16 protein-coding genes are annotated in these 15399 nt (G+C 64.3%); 6 read left to right on the top strand and 10 right to left on the bottom strand.

Translation table 11 applies throughout. The features are described 5' to 3' along the window. Positions 1–269 precede the first annotated feature (269 nt). Positions 270–821: a porin family protein gene (locus PQR08_RS19430; protein WP_250483784.1), complete on the top strand. Its 552-nt coding sequence runs from the start codon at positions 270–272 to the stop codon at positions 819–821. A gap of 55 nt (positions 822–876) precedes the next feature. Here PQR08_RS19430 and loiP read toward each other — a convergent pair whose 3' ends face one another. The 9 genes from loiP to PQR08_RS19385 form a co-directional block, all read right to left on the bottom strand. After that, positions 877–1635 carry a metalloprotease LoiP gene (loiP, locus tag PQR08_RS19425; RefSeq protein WP_273654952.1) on the bottom strand — a complete coding sequence of 253 codons (759 nt, stop codon included), beginning with the start codon at positions 1633–1635 and terminating at the stop codon, positions 877–879. A gap of 169 nt (positions 1636–1804) precedes the next feature. Next, entirely contained in the window at positions 1805–2740 is a 936-nt protein-coding gene (mdcH, locus tag PQR08_RS19420; protein WP_250483783.1) for a malonate decarboxylase subunit epsilon, read from the bottom strand. Then, positions 2737–3378 (bottom strand): malonate decarboxylase holo-ACP synthase, encoded by a 642-nt coding sequence (locus PQR08_RS19415; RefSeq protein ID WP_250483782.1) that lies wholly within the window; start codon positions 3376–3378, stop codon positions 2737–2739. The genes mdcH and PQR08_RS19415 overlap by 4 nt, the downstream gene beginning before the upstream one ends. Then, positions 3378–4193, bottom strand: coding sequence for a biotin-independent malonate decarboxylase subunit gamma (mdcE, locus tag PQR08_RS19410; RefSeq protein ID WP_250483781.1), 816 nt, complete (start codon positions 4191–4193; stop codon positions 3378–3380). Before mdcE ends, PQR08_RS19415 begins: the two co-directional genes overlap by 1 nt. Then, complete coding sequence (locus tag PQR08_RS19405) at positions 4190–5032, bottom strand: biotin-independent malonate decarboxylase subunit beta (protein WP_250483780.1); 843 nt, start codon at positions 5030–5032, stop codon at positions 4190–4192. The genes mdcE and PQR08_RS19405 overlap by 4 nt, the downstream gene beginning before the upstream one ends. Beyond that, positions 5029–5331 (bottom strand): malonate decarboxylase subunit delta, encoded by a 303-nt coding sequence (locus PQR08_RS19400; RefSeq protein WP_106856370.1) that lies wholly within the window; start codon positions 5329–5331, stop codon positions 5029–5031. Before PQR08_RS19400 ends, PQR08_RS19405 begins: the two co-directional genes overlap by 4 nt. Before the next feature lie 23 nt (positions 5332–5354). Beyond that, positions 5355–6221 (bottom strand): triphosphoribosyl-dephospho-CoA synthase, encoded by an 867-nt coding sequence (locus tag PQR08_RS19395; protein WP_250483779.1) that lies wholly within the window; start codon positions 6219–6221, stop codon positions 5355–5357. Positions 6222–6226: 5 nt separating this feature from the next. Beyond that, positions 6227–7903, bottom strand: coding sequence for a malonate decarboxylase subunit alpha (mdcA, locus tag PQR08_RS19390; protein WP_250483778.1), 1677 nt, complete (start codon positions 7901–7903; stop codon positions 6227–6229). Further along, positions 7900–8718 carry a GntR family transcriptional regulator gene (locus tag PQR08_RS19385; protein WP_250483777.1) on the bottom strand — a complete coding sequence of 273 codons (819 nt, stop codon included), beginning with the start codon at positions 8716–8718 and terminating at the stop codon, positions 7900–7902. Before PQR08_RS19385 ends, mdcA begins: the two co-directional genes overlap by 4 nt. 144 nt (positions 8719–8862) lie before the next feature. On the opposite strand from PQR08_RS19385, the gene PQR08_RS19380 reads away from it, so the two are divergent. The 3 genes from PQR08_RS19380 to PQR08_RS19370 all read left to right on the top strand — a co-directional run bounded on the left by PQR08_RS19380 (position 8863) and on the right by PQR08_RS19370 (position 11355). Continuing rightward, positions 8863–10176, top strand: coding sequence for an MFS transporter (locus PQR08_RS19380; RefSeq protein WP_250483776.1), 1314 nt, complete (start codon positions 8863–8865; stop codon positions 10174–10176). Positions 10177–10363: 187 nt separating this feature from the next. Beyond that, the gene (locus PQR08_RS19375) at positions 10364–10717 is read left to right on the top strand and encodes a hypothetical protein (protein ID WP_187608851.1); all 354 of its coding nucleotides are present in this window, start codon (positions 10364–10366) and stop codon (positions 10715–10717) included. 269 nt (positions 10718–10986) lie between these two features. Next, positions 10987–11355 carry a hypothetical protein gene (locus tag PQR08_RS19370; protein ID WP_250483775.1) on the top strand — a complete coding sequence of 123 codons (369 nt, stop codon included), beginning with the start codon at positions 10987–10989 and terminating at the stop codon, positions 11353–11355. An 89-nt stretch (positions 11356–11444) separates the two neighbouring features. Here the strand turns inward: PQR08_RS19370 and fabI are convergent, their stop codons facing one another. Next, positions 11445–12242, bottom strand: a complete 798-nt coding sequence (gene fabI / locus PQR08_RS19365) for an enoyl-ACP reductase FabI (protein WP_238214902.1) — start codon at positions 12240–12242, stop codon at positions 11445–11447. A gap of 233 nt (positions 12243–12475) precedes the next feature. Between fabI and PQR08_RS19360 the strand changes: the two genes are divergently transcribed. After that, complete coding sequence (locus PQR08_RS19360; RefSeq protein WP_250483774.1) at positions 12476–14344, top strand: extracellular solute-binding protein; 1869 nt, start codon at positions 12476–12478, stop codon at positions 14342–14344. Between the two features lie 13 nt (positions 14345–14357). After that, positions 14358–15398, top strand: coding sequence for a microcin C ABC transporter permease YejB (locus tag PQR08_RS19355; protein WP_250483773.1), 1041 nt, complete (start codon positions 14358–14360; stop codon positions 15396–15398). The last annotated feature ends 1 nt before the right edge of the window (position 15399 follow it).

Here is a 15399-nt window from a genome sequence, read left to right as displayed (position 1 = left end):
TGCGGGGCTTTTTCTTTTTGCGCGGCGATCGGCTTTCGTGCCAGCGAATTGGTTCGTTATCCTGCGCGAAGTTCATATGACAACGCGCCACATCGCTTTAGGACATTTCCGCTTTCTATGCTGACCGGAGCTAACTAACCTCGCGGGTTGCTTGCCGTCAGGCAAGCAAGAGTGCAACGCAACGCGTGCGTTCGTTGTCCCGATTACGGTATTGCCCGAATGCGCCGACGCCATCGGGCAACACCTTTTTCAAGGTTGGCAGTTCAGTCATGGCAGTTATCAGAAAGCTCATTGCTCCAGCGCTCTTGTCGCTGCTCTGCGCGGCACAGGCGCATTCGGAAGCGCTCGATGCGACTCTTCTCAAGCTGATGGGCGTCCAAGGCCCGCATAGTCAGTTTGCCGGTCCTTATGTCGGTGCGAAGTTCGGTGTCGACTGGTCGGACATTACCGGCCCGGACCCGAAGTCCACGCAGACGACGTACTTCCCCGGTCTCGTGGCCGGCGTGAATTACGACGTCGGCCAGTTCGTGATCGGCTTCGAAGGATTCATGGATTTTCACGACGGCTCGACGACCGGGAAAGACGGCGGCATCGACCTGAAGTTCGGCATGCCCGTCGACGGAAACATCATGCCGTACGGCCGCATCGGCTTCACGGGCACGTGGCCCGATACGCGTCTGCATTACGGCGCCGGCGTCGAATACAAGCTCGAGAAAAACTGGAGCGTGGCGGCCGAATATACCGGCGACACGTCGAGCTACCAGGGCGGTCATCGCCGCAACGATAGCCTGACCGTGGGCGTGCATTACTACTTCTTCTGATTGTTCTCTGCCAACGCGCGCGCATCACCGCGCGCGCGTTACGCTCAACTACGCGTTACTTCCCCGACGCGATCCGATCCTGAATATGCTTCGCCCGCGCCGGCGACGACGGATGCGAATCGAGCATGCTCGACTTGCCGCCATCGATCGATGCGAGCTTCTGGAACGCGGTCACGAGTCCCGCCGGGTTGTATCCCTTCTTCTTTTGCGTGTCGAACGAGTAGTCGTCGGCGGCGCTTTCCTGCGATTGCGAGAACTGCGCGTTCACGAACTTCTCCGACAGATCGCCGAGCTGCGACGCCGACAGATTCCCGACGACCCCGCCCGCCGACGCCGCCACCGAGCGCGCCGCCGACGTCGCATACGCGACCTGCATCGCCTTCTTGGTGTGGCCGAGCGCCACGTGACCCATCTCGTGCCCGACGACGCCGCGCACTTCGTCGTCGTTCATCAGGTCCATGAGGCCGCTGTAGACGCGCACGCAACCGTTCGCCATCGCCCACGCGTTGACGTCCTTCGTCATGTAGACCTTGTAGTTGACGGGCACGCCGTTGATGTTGTCGCCGAGCTGCTTCGAAATCTTGTTCAAGCGTTGCGTGTACGGACTGTTGGCCGGCGCAATCTGGTTTTCCTTGTCGAGTTGGACGCAGGATTTATCGGACAGCGTGCGGACGTCGGAATCGCTGAGCGACAATGCCTGCGTCGCCAGTTGCCCGGATTGCATCAGTTGGTTCGGGTCCATGCTGCCCATGCTGCTGCACGATGCGAGGGTGAATACGGCGGATGCCGCAAGCGCGATGCGGAAGATCGTCATAGTTTTACCTTTGGAATGTCATTTTGGTTGTCGTTGCGCAGAAATGCGCGGACGCCGGCGCAATGCTAATGACAGTCGACTTGTAAGCTACACGAAAATTCCGATTTTGTAGGCAGAAAGGATAAAAACGCCAACGCGAAGCGCGCATCAGTCGCGCATGCGAAGCGAATCAATCGTTCGCGCGGTTTCGTGCGATCCGCACACGCGCCGCAATCGAGCCGATCGGCGCGGCGTCCATCGCGTAGGCGGGCGCGCCGGGCAGGGCGTCGGCGAGAAGGGAGGTCAGCGTCTGTCCCGGCGGCATCTCGACGAAAATTTTCGCGCCGAGCTCGGACAGCGCGATGGTCGAATCGTGCCAGCGCACCGGATAGCGCAGATTGGTGGCGAGGTCTTCGCGGATGGCATCGGCATGGCGCAGCACGCGCGCGCCACGATTGCCGACATACGCGATACGCGGCGCGTCAATGCGCACGTCGCGCGCCGCGTCGATCAGACTTTCGGCGGCTTTTTCGAGCAGCACGCAATGCGACGGCACACTCACGCAGAGCCGTTCGGCCTTGCGCGCGCCGCGCGCCAGCGCGATTTCGCGGACCTGCGCGAGCGCGGCATCGCTGCCCGACACGACGATCTGACGCGGCGCGTTCAGATTGCCGATGTAGGCATCGGCGCCGCTGTCGGCGATGGCGCGGGCGATCTCGCGCTCGTTCAGACCGAGCACCGCCAGCATGCCGTAACCGCGTGGATAGGCGTCCTGCATCAATCTGGCGCGCAGGCGCACGAGCTTCAGCGCGTCGTCGAAAGCGATCGCGCCGCAGACGACCGCCGCGCCATACGCGCCGACCGACAGGCCCGCGACGGCTTCCGGCTCGATGCCTTCCTCCGCGAGCGCACGCGCCGCCGCGACGCCCGCGACGACGAGCGCGACCTGCACGGCAACCGTCGACGCGAGGGCATCGGCGGTGTCGAGCGCGAGCACGTCTTCGCCGAGCACATCGGACGCTTCCGCGAGCGTGCGGACGATCGCCGGATGCGGCGCGTCGCCGCCGAGACGATGCAGAAAGCCGGGCGTCTGCGCGCCTTGTCCGGGAAAGAGATACGCGATCATGCCGCCGCCCACGGATCGTCGACGAGCCGTGGGCCGTCCGCATGCCGCAGCATCACGCGCAGGCCTCGATGCTGATTCGCGCGCGCGAATTCGGCGAGCGAGAACGCTGCGTCGGATGTTTCGATCTGCACGTCGATGCGCGTGCCCGCTACCTGCGCGGCGCGCGAGAGCGCGTCGAAGAGCGACGATGCGTCGGCGCGCGGCAAAGGCTCCGGCGCACGCACGACGATATCGAGGTCGCTGTCGCGCGTGATCGTCGGCATCGCGCTCGCGAGCTCGAAGCCGGCGCTGCCGGTCGGACCCCAGTCGAGGTTGCATCGATCGATGATGGAAGGCACCGCGCGCAGCAACGCGAACGCGGGCAGCGCGGCGCGCGCTTGATCGGGCTCGCGCATGCGCAGATCTTCCGGCGTGAGGATCGCTTCGATCCAGCGCGGCTCGATCCACGTGCCGAAGCGTTCACCGCGCGACGCGCCTCGCACGCCGACCGCGATCGCATCGCCGATACGCGGCGCGCGCCGCACGACGACGAACGGCGCGCGCACGAGCGACGCAGCGACCCAATCCGGCGCTTCGTCGAGCATCGTCGCGCCGGGCGCGAGCCGCAGCAGATCGTGCGGACGCGGCGTCCGGTTCATCACGCGCTCCACTGCTCGCGCATGCGTCTGCGCACTTCGATCGACGCCGCCCGCGTGCGTTTCGCATCGTCGGAAGCGAGCCGCACCGACAGGTCGCGCGGACCGTTGCGCGCGTCCTTCACCGCCGCCGCGAGCGATGCTTTCACGCGCTCGATATCGACGGAAGAGGGCGCATCGGCATCGACGCCTTCGATCAGTTCGTGCAGCAAGCCGAGCTTCGCGTACGCGCTCATCTTGTACGACATCGGCAGGACGGTGTCGCCGAGCGCATCGAGACTCTCGACGCTGCGTCGCGTGACGCGTGCGGCGGCTTCCTTGCCCATCGCGTGAACGGCCGTGCCGGGTGCGTCGAGCGCGACGATGCGGTTCGCCTGATAGCCGTGCGCGAGGTACGCGCCCGACATCGCCGGCCCGACGATCAGCGCGATCACCGGATGACCCGCGAGCCGCGCGCTCGCGTAGGCATCGACGGCGGCCGCGCACGCGAGATGAATGCCGAGCAGTTCCTCGCGGCGTCCGTACGCCTGGCTTTTCACATCGACGACCGCGACGATCGGGCGCTTCACGCCGGCATCGCGATCGGCGTCGATGGCTTCGCGCACGGCGCGCGCGAGCAGCCAGCCTTGTTCGAGTCCGACGACGTTATCGGTCGCGCGGGGAAAGCGGTTTTCCGGATCGGGCACGACGGCGAAGAAGCTCGCGTGTTCGCCGTCGAGCTGGCCGTCGCGGGCGCGGATCGGTCCGCTTTCGGTTCGCGTGGACGGAGAAGTCAGCGCGTCGAGCCAGCGTTCGCCGCGGGAAAGTGCGTCGGTCATGATGTGCCCCAGAGTGTGCGCAGTGTGTCGGGATCGATCGCGTCCGGGTTCACTTGCGCGAGCCGCGCGATGAAGCCGTCGATATTTTCGGTGCGATGCTGCTTCGGCACACCTCGCTTGAACGCGGCGAGCACGGCGTCGCGGACCTGATCGGTATCGTCTTCGACGAGCGTATCCGCAAGCCCGACTGCGACGCGTTCCTCGCCGCCGATCATCGACCAGATCAGACGCCGGTCGCCGGAATCGAGTTCTTCGATGCCCGCTTCCTGTTCGATCACTTCCGGCCCGTTCATGCCGAGCCGCGCCTGGCGCGTCATCACGAGTTCGGTGCAGAGCGCGGCCGCGAGCGACATGCCGCCGAAGCAGCCGACCATCCCGCCGATCACGCCGACCACCGGCACGTGAGCGCGCAGCGCGACGATCGCCGCCTGGATTTCCGCGATAGCCGCAAGCCCGAGATTGGCTTCCTGCAAGCGCACGCCGCCGGTCTCGAACAGCACGACGGGGCGGATCGTGCGTCCGGCTTCGAATTCGCCCAGAGCCAGTTCGAGCGCGGCGGCGATCTTCGCACCCGACACTTCGCCGATGCTGCCGCCCTGAAACGCGGGCTCGATCGCTGCGATCAGCGCGGGCTCGCCGCCAAGCATGCCGCGCGCGATGACCGCGCCGTCGTCGGCCTGGCAGACGATGTTCTGCATCGCGAGCCACGGCGATTCGATCCGGTCGAACGGACCGAGCAGTTCGCGGAACGTGCCTTTGTCGAGCAATGCGCGGATGCGTTCGCGTGCCGTCAGTTCGATGAAGCTGTGCCGCGCGAGAAACGTGTCGTGCGCGTTCATGGCGTGTCTCCTTCGCTCGCTTCGACGGCTTCGTTCAGTCTCAGCATGACGACGCCGGGCGTCGCGCCGAAATCGTTCAGCTCGATCTTCGCCGCGCCGTCGTAGCGCTGAAAGAAGCGGTCGAGCACGCTTTTCCACACGTGGCCATAACCATCGACGCTCGTGCGGATCACCACTTCCGCGTTCGCATTTTGCGACGGCGAGAGCAGCACTTCGAGATCGCCCGAGCCGACCACGCCGACATGCGCGCGGCGCGTGACGGGCCGTTTGGCCGGATATTCGTATCGCATGTTTTCCATCGTTCGTTCCTCTTCGATGCGCCTTATATGAGACGCCTGAGACTGTCGAGAAAGAGTGTCGCCGCGAGCAGATCGGCGGCGCCGCCGGGCGATGCGTTCAGCGCCAGCAAGTCGGCGTCGAGTCGCACGAGCGCGGCGCGTCCTTCCTGCGTGGCCACGCCGCCATGATTCATCACGCGCTTCGCGCCGCGTTGCGCCGCATCGAGCGCGATCATTCCGCCGCGATGCAGGAGACACGTATCGTCCAGCGACGCAATGATCGCGATGAGCGCATCGAGTCGCGCGCCGGACTCATCGAGACCGCGTGCGCGTGCAGCGTCGAGCGCGGGCAGGCCGATGAGCCGCGCATGCGGAAAAGCATCGCGCGCTTCGCCCCGCGCGCCCGCGACCCGATAACGTTCGCTCACGCGCGCGCCGTGACTCGTCGTGACGGATACGGGCGCGTAACGGTCGTCGTAGCGCGCGATCGCAGCGGCCGATGCGCAGATCGCGTCGATATCGTTCGGTGCGTGCATCGCCGCGCCCGCGCACAACAAACCGACGATCCAGATCGCGCCGCGATGCGCGTTGCTGCCGCTCGTCGCACGCATCATCGCGGCTTCGCCTTCGCGGCCGATGCGCGCCAGTTGCTCGCGCAGCGTCTGCGATGGCCGCAAGCCATGCGCCGCGCGCGCGATCGCGAGGAACGTCGGCTGCAGCGCCCGCGCGGAACGCAGCATCGTGTCGAGATCGAGATCGCGATGCGCACCGCTGCCGCGTTCATCGACGAGCGCGGGCTTGGGCGTGAGACGCGCCTCGGCGATGAGCGCATCGACCGCGTGTGTCGCGATGATCAGCGGCGACGTCGCAACGTCGCGGACGTCGTCGCGCAACAAGGGAAGTGCATTCATCGCGATCACCAGCTTCTGAAGCGCGCGGGCGGCGCGTAGAGGCCGCCCGACCACGCGACGAGATCGTCGATGCTGCGCGCCGCGAGCAGCGAGCGTTTCGCTTCGCCGCGCCGTACGCCCAGATCTTCCGGATACGCGACGATGCCGCGCCGTCTCAACTCGGCGGTTCTGGCAGGATCGGCGCGCATGCCGATGGGCGTCACGCCGGCGATAGCCGCGAGCGCGGCGCGGCGCTCATCGACGCCTTCGGCCGCATGCAGATACGCGATGCCTTCCTCGGTCACGACGTGCGTGACGTCATCGCCGTAGATCATGACGGGCGCGATCGGCATGCCGCTTTTCTCGCCGACGGCGATCGCATCGAGCGCATCGACGATGGTCGGCTCGCCGCCTTTCTTGTACGTCTCGGCGGTCTGCACGACGAGCTTGTGACCACGCGCGATTTTCGGATTCGGGCCGTCGTCCTTCAGCAGCTTGAGCCACGCTTCGCTCGAATGACGGCGGCCGCGCGGATCGTGTCCCATGTTCGGCGCGCCGCCGAAACCCGCGAGCCGTCCGAGCGTGACCGTCGACGAGTTCGCGTCGGCGTCCATCTGCAGCGTCGAGCCGATGAAAAGATCGACGCCGTATTGCCCCGCGAGCTGGCAGAACACGCGATTCGAGCGCAGGCTGCCGTCGCGTCCCGTGAAGAACACGTCGGAGCGCGCGGCGATGTAGTCCTCCATGCCGACTTCGCTGCCGAAGCAATGCACGCTCTGCACCCAGCCGGATTCGATCGCCGGAATGAGCGTCGGATGAGGATTGAGCGCCCAGTTCGTGCAGATTTTCCCTTTCAGTCCGAGCGATTCGCCGTACGTCGGCAGCAGCAGTTCGATCGCGGCGGTATCGAAGCCGATGCCGTGATTGAGCGCCGTCACGCCGTAACGCTCGTAGATGCCGCGGATCGTCATCATCGCCATCAAGATTTGCAACTCGCCGATGTGGCGCGGATCGCGCGTGAAGAGCGGCTCGACCGCGAACGGCCGGTCCGCCTCCACGACGACATCGACCCACGAGCCGGGAATATCGACGCGCGGCAGCTGATCGACGATTTCGTTCACCTGCGCGACCACGATGCCGTGGCGAAACGCGGTGGCTTCGACGATCGTCGGCGTGTCCTCGGTATTCGCGCCCGTATAGAGATTGCCGTGTCGATCGGCCTGCACGGCGCACACGAGCGCGACCTGCGGCGTGAGATCGATGAACATGCGCGCATACAGTTCGATATACGTATAAATCGCGCCGATCTCCAACTGGCCGTCTTCGAGCAGTTGCGCGACGCGCAGGCTCTGCGGCCCGGCGAACGCGAAATCGACCTTATGCGCGATGCCTTGCTCGAAGAGCGCGAGATGCTCGGGCCGGCTGATGCTCGAGATGAGCAGATGGATGTCGCGCACCCGCTGCGGATCGAGCTTCGCGAACGCACGCGAGAGGAAGTCGGCCTGCTTCTGGTTGTTGCCTTCGAGCGCGACGCGATCGCCGGTGACGATCAGCGCGTTCAGCGCATCGACGATGCGCGCGGGATCGAGCACCGAGCCATCGAGCCACGGTTCGATCAGCTTCAGGCGCCGCGCTTTTTCCTGCGCGCGCGTGTTCCAGTTCCGGCTTGCGGTGAGGGCGTCGGCGGGTGTGGACGAGTTCATCGGTCTGTCTCTGGAGAAGTCGTTTGGGTCGTTTGGGTCGTTTGGGTCGTTTGGGTCGTGCTGGAAGATGCCGAAGCGCGCGGGCGGCGTTTCTTCTTGATGTGGCTCGATTGAGCGAGCGATTGGGCATCGGCGAGAAAGCGGTAGATCAAATCGCCCGTCGAGAGCAGGTGGCGCGCGACGAGCATTTGCGCCTGCTCGATATCGCGCGCGACGAGTGCATCGAAGATCGCGCGATGCTCGGCATCGGATGCATCTTTGTGAATCGGAAGCCCGAGCTTAAGGCGCAGATAGCGCTCGCCTCGCCGATGCATCTGGCCGATCAGTTCCATCAAACGCGGGCGATCCGCGGGCGCGTAGAGGCTCATATGGAACTGCTCGTTGCGCACGACGTAAAGCGCGGGATCAGGCTCGTTTTCTGCGGCTTCGAGCAGGCGCTTCACGTGGGCGAGCGTCTCGGCCGAGTGATGTCCGATCGCGATGCCGATAGCCAGGCTTTCGAGCGACGCGCGGATCTCGTAGATCTCGCGCGCCTCGTCGGCCGATTGCAGGCTGACGGCCGCGCCCCGGTTCGGCTCGATCGTCACCCAGCCTTCGCTTTCGAGCTGGCGAAACGCTTCGCGCACCGGAATGGCGCTGACGGAAAACTGCCGTGCGATCGCGTCCTGGCGCAGCGGCTCGCCCGGCAGCAGCGAGCCATCGACGATCGCGGCGCGCAGCGCATCCGCGATGAAGCGCGACGTGCTCTGGCGCGGCTCGAACTGCGCATCGCGAAAAGAAGCCGGAGGCGACACGGCTAGGAGATCTGTCGGCATGGATAGGTGAAAGTGCGGAGTTGTCGCGGGTTGCTGTTCAAATATTATATATAAAAGTGCACACGAAACCCCGGTGCTTTCCCTAGACGCCAGAACAAACACTTTTAACTCGCGCGTCGTTAATTTCGTTGGAGAGACATGGCCATGCCGACAACGCTAGATCGTGAGGTACGCGCCACCCGCGCCACGAAGACGCCGCTCAACCGGTCGCAGATCACCGGCTTCTGGGGCGCATGGGCCGGCTGGACGCTCGACGGAATGGATTCGTTCATTTACGCGCTCGTGCTCGCGCCGGCGCTCACCGAACTGTTGCCGCGCTCGGGCTACGAGGCGACGCCGGCGAATGTCGGGCTCGCCGGCTCGATACTCTTCGCGCTGTTTCTGGTGGGGTGGGGACTCTCGTTCATCTGGGGTCCGCTCGCCGACCGCTTCGGACGCACCAAGGTGCTGGCCGCGACCATCTTCACGTTCGCCATCTTCACCGGCCTCGCGGCGACCGCGCATACGGTGTGGGAGCTCGGCATCTATCGCTTCTTGGCGGGCGTGGGTATCGGCGGCGAATGGGCGCTGGCCGGGACGTATGTCGCGGAGGCGTGGCCGGAAGATCGCCGGAAAATGGGCGCGGGTTATTTGCAGACCGGCTATTACGCGGGCTTCTTTCTTGCCGCGGCGTTGAACTACACGATCGGCGCGACCTTCGGCTGGCGTGCGATGTTCCTGGTCGGCCTGTTCCCGGTCGTCGTGTCGATCATGGTGCTCTTGCGCGTGAAGGAAACCGACAAGTGGGAGCGCGCCGAAACCGTTCATCCGCACGTCAAGCACGAAAGCTCGCTCAAGACGATCTTCAATGCGCAATATCGCAAACGCACGATCGTCGCGGCCGTGCTGTTGACGGTGGCGATCATCGGGCTGTGGGCGGGCGCGGTGTACGAGCCGTCCGCCGTCGTCCAGCTCGCGACGAAGGCCGGCATGGACAAGCACGACGCCGCGCGCATGGCGTCGATCGCGACCGGGCTGCTTTCGATCGGCACCATCATCGGCTGTCTCGCGCTGCCGCCGATGGCCGAGAAGATTGGCCGCAGAAAGACGCTCGCGGTGTACTTCGTCGGCATGGCGGCGTCGATCGCGCTCGCGTTCGGCTGGGCGTTCTATCTGCCGAACGGACTGGTGCCGTTCATCGCGCTGCTCGTCGTGCTCGGCTTCTTCGGTGGCAACTTCGCGCTGTTCTCGTTGTGGCTGCCCGAGCAGTTCGAAACCCGCGTGCGTGCGACCGCGTTCGCATTCTGCACGTCGATTGGGCGCTTTTTCGGCGCGATCGTGAACTTCGGCATCGGCGCGATGGTGCTCCACATGAAGACGCTCGGCGTGCCGATCGCGATCACCGCGGTTGCGTTCCTCATCGGCCTCGCGGTGATTCCGCTCGCGCCGGAAACGAAGGGGCAGGAACTGCCGAACTGAGCGGAAGAAAACCCGTTTGCGGACGGCGGCCTTTGTGACGCGAAGGTCGCCTTTTTTATGCGCGCGAGCTTACTTTTCGTAAGTTTTTCGACGGTAATAGCAGGTTACGAAGTCGAACACTTGAGGGGGCATCCGTCCGATATAGTCCCGTCAACACAACAAACAACCCATCGAGGTGGGGCATCACATGAACAAGGTATCGAAGGCTTCCGTGCTGGCTGGCGCCGTGATGATCGGCGGTTTGATGGCCTCCGGCGCGGCCAGTGCGGGAGTGTCCGTGGGCGTCAACATCGGGGTGCCCGCGCCCGTGTATGTCGCGCCCGCGCCGGTTTATGCGCCGCCTCCGCCGCCCGTCGTGTACGCGCCGCCGCCCCCGCCGATGTACGCGCAGCCGGTCGTCGTGGTCGGCTGGCATGGCGATCGTTACTGGGATGGCCGTCGCTACTGGAATCGCGACGACTACTATCGCCATTACGATCATGGTCATGACCACGATCACGGTCACGGACATGACAACGGCCATCACAACGGCTGGCATTGAGCGTCGCGCATTGCCGTTGTAGGGCACCGAGAGCCACCCGTTCGCAGCGGGTGGCTTTTTTGTTGCGACTTTATCGGCAAAGGACGGATTCGCCGCTAAAACAACACTCGCAGGGATTTCCGACCTGAGCCCAATGTAACAAAAGGTAAGCTTTCTCCTGACATTTAGCTGAAGCGCGCGAAAACTTACAAAGCTGAAATAATGCGATGAAAGCTTTCCGTTATATTTCGTGCCAAGCGAACAGGCAGAAAAGCGAGGTCGGATTGCGTATGAAGAAGAATCTTTCGGGACGAATCGTGGCGGGTGTGCTCGTGATCGCAGCGCTGAGCGCGACGGCCGCCGCGCGCGCCGATGTGCACGTGGGCGTGAACATCGGCATTCCGGCGCCGGTGTATGTCGCGCCGACGCCGGTCTACGCGCCGCCGCCTCCGCCGGTCATCTATCAGCCCGCGCCGATGTATGCGCCGCCTGTGTTCATCGGCTGGCACGGCAACCGGTACTGGGACGGCCGGCGCTACTGGAGCCGCAACGACTGGAATCGCCATCACGGGCATGGGCACGGGCCGTATCATGGTCCGCCGCCGGGGCACGGGCATGGACACGGTAACGGTCATGGCGGCCCGCATGGACATAGATAAACGCGGCATTTGAACGGTCGCAGGCAGCAAAAAAGCGCCGCTCACGTGAAAGTGAGCGGCGCTTTTTTTTGAAGCAGAAAACGAGCGGGTTATTCCGCCTCGCCGCCCATGCCGCCGACGACCGCGTGGAACCCTGCATCGACGTGAACGACTTCCGCGCTCACGCCGCCCGACAGATCCGACAGCAGGAACGCCGCGACATTGCCCACTTGCTCAATCGTCACGTTGCGCTTGAGCGGCGCGTTTTCTTCGACGAAGTTCAGGATTTTGCCGAAGCCCTTGATGCCGCTCGCCGCGAGCGTCTTGATCGGGCCGGCCGAAATGGCGTTGACGCGCACGCCCTTGCCGCCGAGCGACGGCGCTGCCGCCATGTACCGCACGCTCGCCTCGAGCGATGCCTTCGCAAGACCCATCGTGTTGTAGTTCGGCAGCGCGCGTTCGGCGCCGAGATAGGAGAGCGTGAGCAGCGACGAGCCGTCTTTCAGCAGCGGCAGCGCGGCCTTCGCGAGCGCGGGGAAGCTGTATGCGGAGATGTCGTGCGCGACGCGGAAGTTTTCGCGCGTCATGCCGTCGAGGAAGTCGCCCGCGATCGCCTCGCGCGGCGCGAAGCCGATGGAATGCACGAGGCCGTCGAGCGAATCCCAGCGTTCTTTCAGCGACGCGAAGAGCCCTTCGATCTGCGCATCGTCGGCGACGTCGCAGGGATAGACCATGTCGCTGCCGAACTCGGTCGCGAATTCGGTGATGCGCTCCTTGAATCGCTCGCCGACATACGTGAACGCCAGTTCCGCGCCTTCGCGCTTGCAAGCCGCCGCGATGCCGTAAGCGATCGAGCGGTTCGACAGCAGGCCCGTCAGCAGAATTCGTTTTCCAGCGAGAAAGCCCATGAATGCTCCTTCTTTGATGTCAGTGTCGCGCGCGGATCATGAAGCGGATACCGCGCGTAGCGTGCGTGGCGCAATCGGCCTAAATGCAAACCCGTAGGCCGCGAGCCGTATGGCGCGTGATTTTGGGTAGAATTCTCTCACAATGCAATGCCCCGCCCAGGATTCCCGCGCCGCTCGTTTCGGACTCTGCCCGGGTCATTCAACGCTTCATCACACATCGCGCCAAGAGGCACATGACGACTCGCACGACGATCCGCTCATTCAGCGCCTCATGCAGATTCATCGCGCTTGCACTGGCCGGATCGATCGCGTGGCTCGCGACCCCGGCCTACGCGGTTCACGCGATCGCGCAATACGGCGAGCCTAAATATCCGGCGGATTTCAAGCATTTCGATTACGTCAATCCCGATGCTCCGCGCGACGGCACGCTCGTGCTCGCGAATCCGAACCGGCTGACGAGCTTCGACAAGTTCAATCCGTTCACCTTGCGCGGCAACCCGGCGCCCGGTCTTTCGCTGATGTTCGAGAGCCTGACGACAGGCAGTTCCGACGAAGTAGCGACCGCGTACGGCCTGCTCGCCGACGATATCGCGGTCGCGCCCGACGGCATGTCGACGACGTTTCACATCAACCCGAAAGCGCGCTTCTCCAACGGCGATCCGGTGACGGCCGAGGACGTCAAGTTCTCGTTCGAGACGCTCAAGAGTCCGCTGGCCGCGCCGCAGTTCTCGGTGTACTTCGGGCAGATCGCGCGCGCGGTCGTTGTCGATCCGCTCACGATCCGCTTCGAGTTCAAGAGCGCGACGCGCGAGATGCCGCTGCTCGCGGGCGGCGTGCCGGTGTTCTCGCGCAAGTGGGGGACGAAGCCCGACGGCACGCGCATTCCGTTCGATCAGATCGCGTTTCAGAAGCCCGTCGGCAGCGGGCCGTATCTGATCGACCGGTTCGACAACGGCCGCACAATCTCGTACAGGCGCAATCCGGACTACTGGGGCGCGTCGCTGCCGGTGCGCGCGGGCATGTTCAATTTCGCGCACATCGACTACAAGCTTTACGGCGATTCCACCGCGCGTCTCGAAGCCTTCAAGGCGGGCGAGTACGACGTGCTCGTCGAATATATCGCGCGAAGCTGGGTCCGGCGCGATATCGGCAAGCGCTTCGACAGCGGCGAGCTCATCAAGCGCGAGTTCCCGCAGCACAACGGTACGGGCATGCAGGGATTTTTCATCAACACGCGCAAGCCGCTTTTCAAGGACGTGCGCGTGCGTCAGGCGCTCGATCTCGCGCTCGATTTCGAGTGGCTCAACCGGCAGTTGTTCTTCAATCAGTACAGGCGCATCGACAGCTTCTTCGTCAATACCGATCTGCAGGCGAAGGGCAAGCCGGGCGAAGGCGAACTCGCGATACTGAACCCGCTCAAGAGCGAGCTCGATCCCGCTGTGTTCGGCGAGATGCCGCGCCAGCCGGACACCGATCCGCCCGGGTCGCTGCGCGCGAATCTCATCAAGGCGCGCGAATTGCTCCGGGAAGCCGGCTGGACGTATCACGACGGCGCGCTGCGCAACGCGAAGGGCGAGCCGTTCGCCTTCGAGATTCTCGACGACACGGGCGGCGGCGCGTCGATGGAGCCGGTCGCGGCCGCGTTCGGGCGCAATCTGCAGAAGCTCGGCATCTCGATGAACTTCCGCACCGTGGACTACGCGCTCATCCAGAAGCGTCTCGATGCGTTCGATTTCGACGTGACGAGCGTGCGCATGCCCGACGTGCAGGTGCCGGGCACCGAGCAGGTCTCGCGCTTCGGTAGCAAGTCCGCCGACGAGCAGGGCTCGGACAATCTCGCGGGCGTGAAGTCGCCCGCCGTCGATGCGATCCTGCAGAAAGTGATTTCCGCGCAGACGCGCGAGCAACTCGTCGACGCGACGCACGCGCTCGATCGCGTGCTGATGAACGGCTACTATGTGGTGCCGCACTGGTACTCGGCGACGCATCGCGTGGCGTATCGCAATACGCTCGGCTTTCCGTCGACATTGCCGCTGTATTACGGCGCCGAGGAATGGGTCATATCGACGTGGTGGGCCAAAGCCGCGCCCGCGGCGAAATAAAGGACGGTGCGCCATGTGGAGCTACATCCTTAAACGCATACTCTTGATGATCCCGACGCTCATCGGCGTATTGACGCTCACGTTCGTCGTGATCCAGTTCGTGCCGGGCGGACCCGTCGAGCAGGCTGTTCACGATCTGCGGCGCGGTCAGTCGGAAGGCGGCGGCGGGTTCGGCCTGCGCACGCATTCGGGCGTCGATGCGCAACAGGTCGAGCAGCTCAAGAAGCTCTACGGCTTCGACAAGCCGCCGCTGCAACGCTATGTCCTGATGCTCGGCAAGTTCGCGCGCTTCGATCTCGGCGAGAGCTACTTCAGGCATCAGAGCGTGTGGTCGCTGATCGTGTCGAAGCTGCCGGTGTCGATCAGCATCGGCTTGTGGACCTTCTTCATCACGTATCTGATATCGGTGCCGCTCGGCATCGCGAAGGCGGTCAGGAACGGCTCGAAGTTCGATGTCGCGACGAGTCTCGTCGTGCTCGTCGGCTTCGCGATTCCGGGCTTCGTGCTGGGCGTGCTGCTGCTCGTGCTCTTCGGCGGCGGATCGTTCTGGCAACTGTTCCCATTGCGCAATCTCACGTCCGACAACTGGGCGACGCTTTCCTTGAGCGGCAAGATTCTCGACTACCTGTGGCATATCACCTTGCCTGTGCTGGCGTCGGTGGTCGGCAGCTTCGCCATCATCACGATGCTCACGAAGAACGCGTTCCTCGACGAGATTCGCAAGCAATACGTGCTGACCGCGCGCGCGAAAGGTCTGAGCGAGCGCCGGGTGTTGTGGAAGCACGTGTTTCGCAATGCGCTCCTGCCGTTGATCGTCGGTTTTCCGGCGGCGTTCATCGGCGCGTTCTTCACGGGCAGCCTGCTGATCGAGACGCTGTTCTCGCTCGACGGGCTCGGCCTGCTCTCGTACGAATCCGTCGTGCGGCGCGACTATCCGGTCGTGCTCGGCACGCTCTATCTCTTCACGCTGATCGGCCTCGCGACGAAGCTCATCTCGGATCTTTGTTACGTCTGGGTCGATCCGCGCATTCAATTCGAACAACTGGAGCGCTGAT

It is taken from the genome of Caballeronia jiangsuensis (genome assembly GCF_046030135.1).
Taxonomy (GTDB): domain Bacteria; phylum Pseudomonadota; class Gammaproteobacteria; order Burkholderiales; family Burkholderiaceae; genus Caballeronia; species Caballeronia jiangsuensis.
This window is presented reverse-complemented; position numbering and strand designations above follow the sequence as displayed.

Bases quoted from the DNA above. Each gene is read 5' to 3' on its own strand.
- PQR08_RS19430 (WP_250483784.1), top strand. From the start codon at position 270: ATGGCAGTTATCAGAAAGCTCATTGCTCCAGCGCTCTTGTCGCTGCTC.
- loiP (WP_273654952.1), bottom strand. From the start codon at position 1,635: ATGACGATCTTCCGCATCGCGCTTGCGGCATCCGCCGTATTCACCCTC.
- mdcH (WP_250483783.1), bottom strand. From the start codon at position 2,740: ATGATCGCGTATCTCTTTCCCGGACAAGGCGCGCAGACGCCCGGCTTT.
- PQR08_RS19415 (WP_250483782.1), bottom strand. From the start codon at position 3,378: ATGAACCGGACGCCGCGTCCGCACGATCTGCTGCGGCTCGCGCCCGGC.
- mdcE (WP_250483781.1), bottom strand. From the start codon at position 4,193: ATGACCGACGCACTTTCCCGCGGCGAACGCTGGCTCGACGCGCTGACT.
- PQR08_RS19405 (WP_250483780.1), bottom strand. From the start codon at position 5,032: ATGAACGCGCACGACACGTTTCTCGCGCGGCACAGCTTCATCGAACTG.
- PQR08_RS19400 (WP_106856370.1), bottom strand. From the start codon at position 5,331: ATGGAAAACATGCGATACGAATATCCGGCCAAACGGCCCGTCACGCGC.
- PQR08_RS19395 (WP_250483779.1), bottom strand. From the start codon at position 6,221: ATGAATGCACTTCCCTTGTTGCGCGACGACGTCCGCGACGTTGCGACG.
- mdcA (WP_250483778.1), bottom strand. From the start codon at position 7,903: ATGAACTCGTCCACACCCGCCGACGCCCTCACCGCAAGCCGGAACTGG.
- PQR08_RS19385 (WP_250483777.1), bottom strand. From the start codon at position 8,718: ATGCCGACAGATCTCCTAGCCGTGTCGCCTCCGGCTTCTTTTCGCGAT.
- PQR08_RS19380 (WP_250483776.1), top strand. From the start codon at position 8,863: ATGCCGACAACGCTAGATCGTGAGGTACGCGCCACCCGCGCCACGAAG.
- PQR08_RS19375 (WP_187608851.1), top strand. From the start codon at position 10,364: ATGAACAAGGTATCGAAGGCTTCCGTGCTGGCTGGCGCCGTGATGATC.
- PQR08_RS19370 (WP_250483775.1), top strand. From the start codon at position 10,987: ATGAAGAAGAATCTTTCGGGACGAATCGTGGCGGGTGTGCTCGTGATC.
- fabI (WP_238214902.1), bottom strand. From the start codon at position 12,242: ATGGGCTTTCTCGCTGGAAAACGAATTCTGCTGACGGGCCTGCTGTCG.
- PQR08_RS19360 (WP_250483774.1), top strand. From the start codon at position 12,476: ATGACGACTCGCACGACGATCCGCTCATTCAGCGCCTCATGCAGATTC.
- PQR08_RS19355 (WP_250483773.1), top strand. From the start codon at position 14,358: ATGTGGAGCTACATCCTTAAACGCATACTCTTGATGATCCCGACGCTC.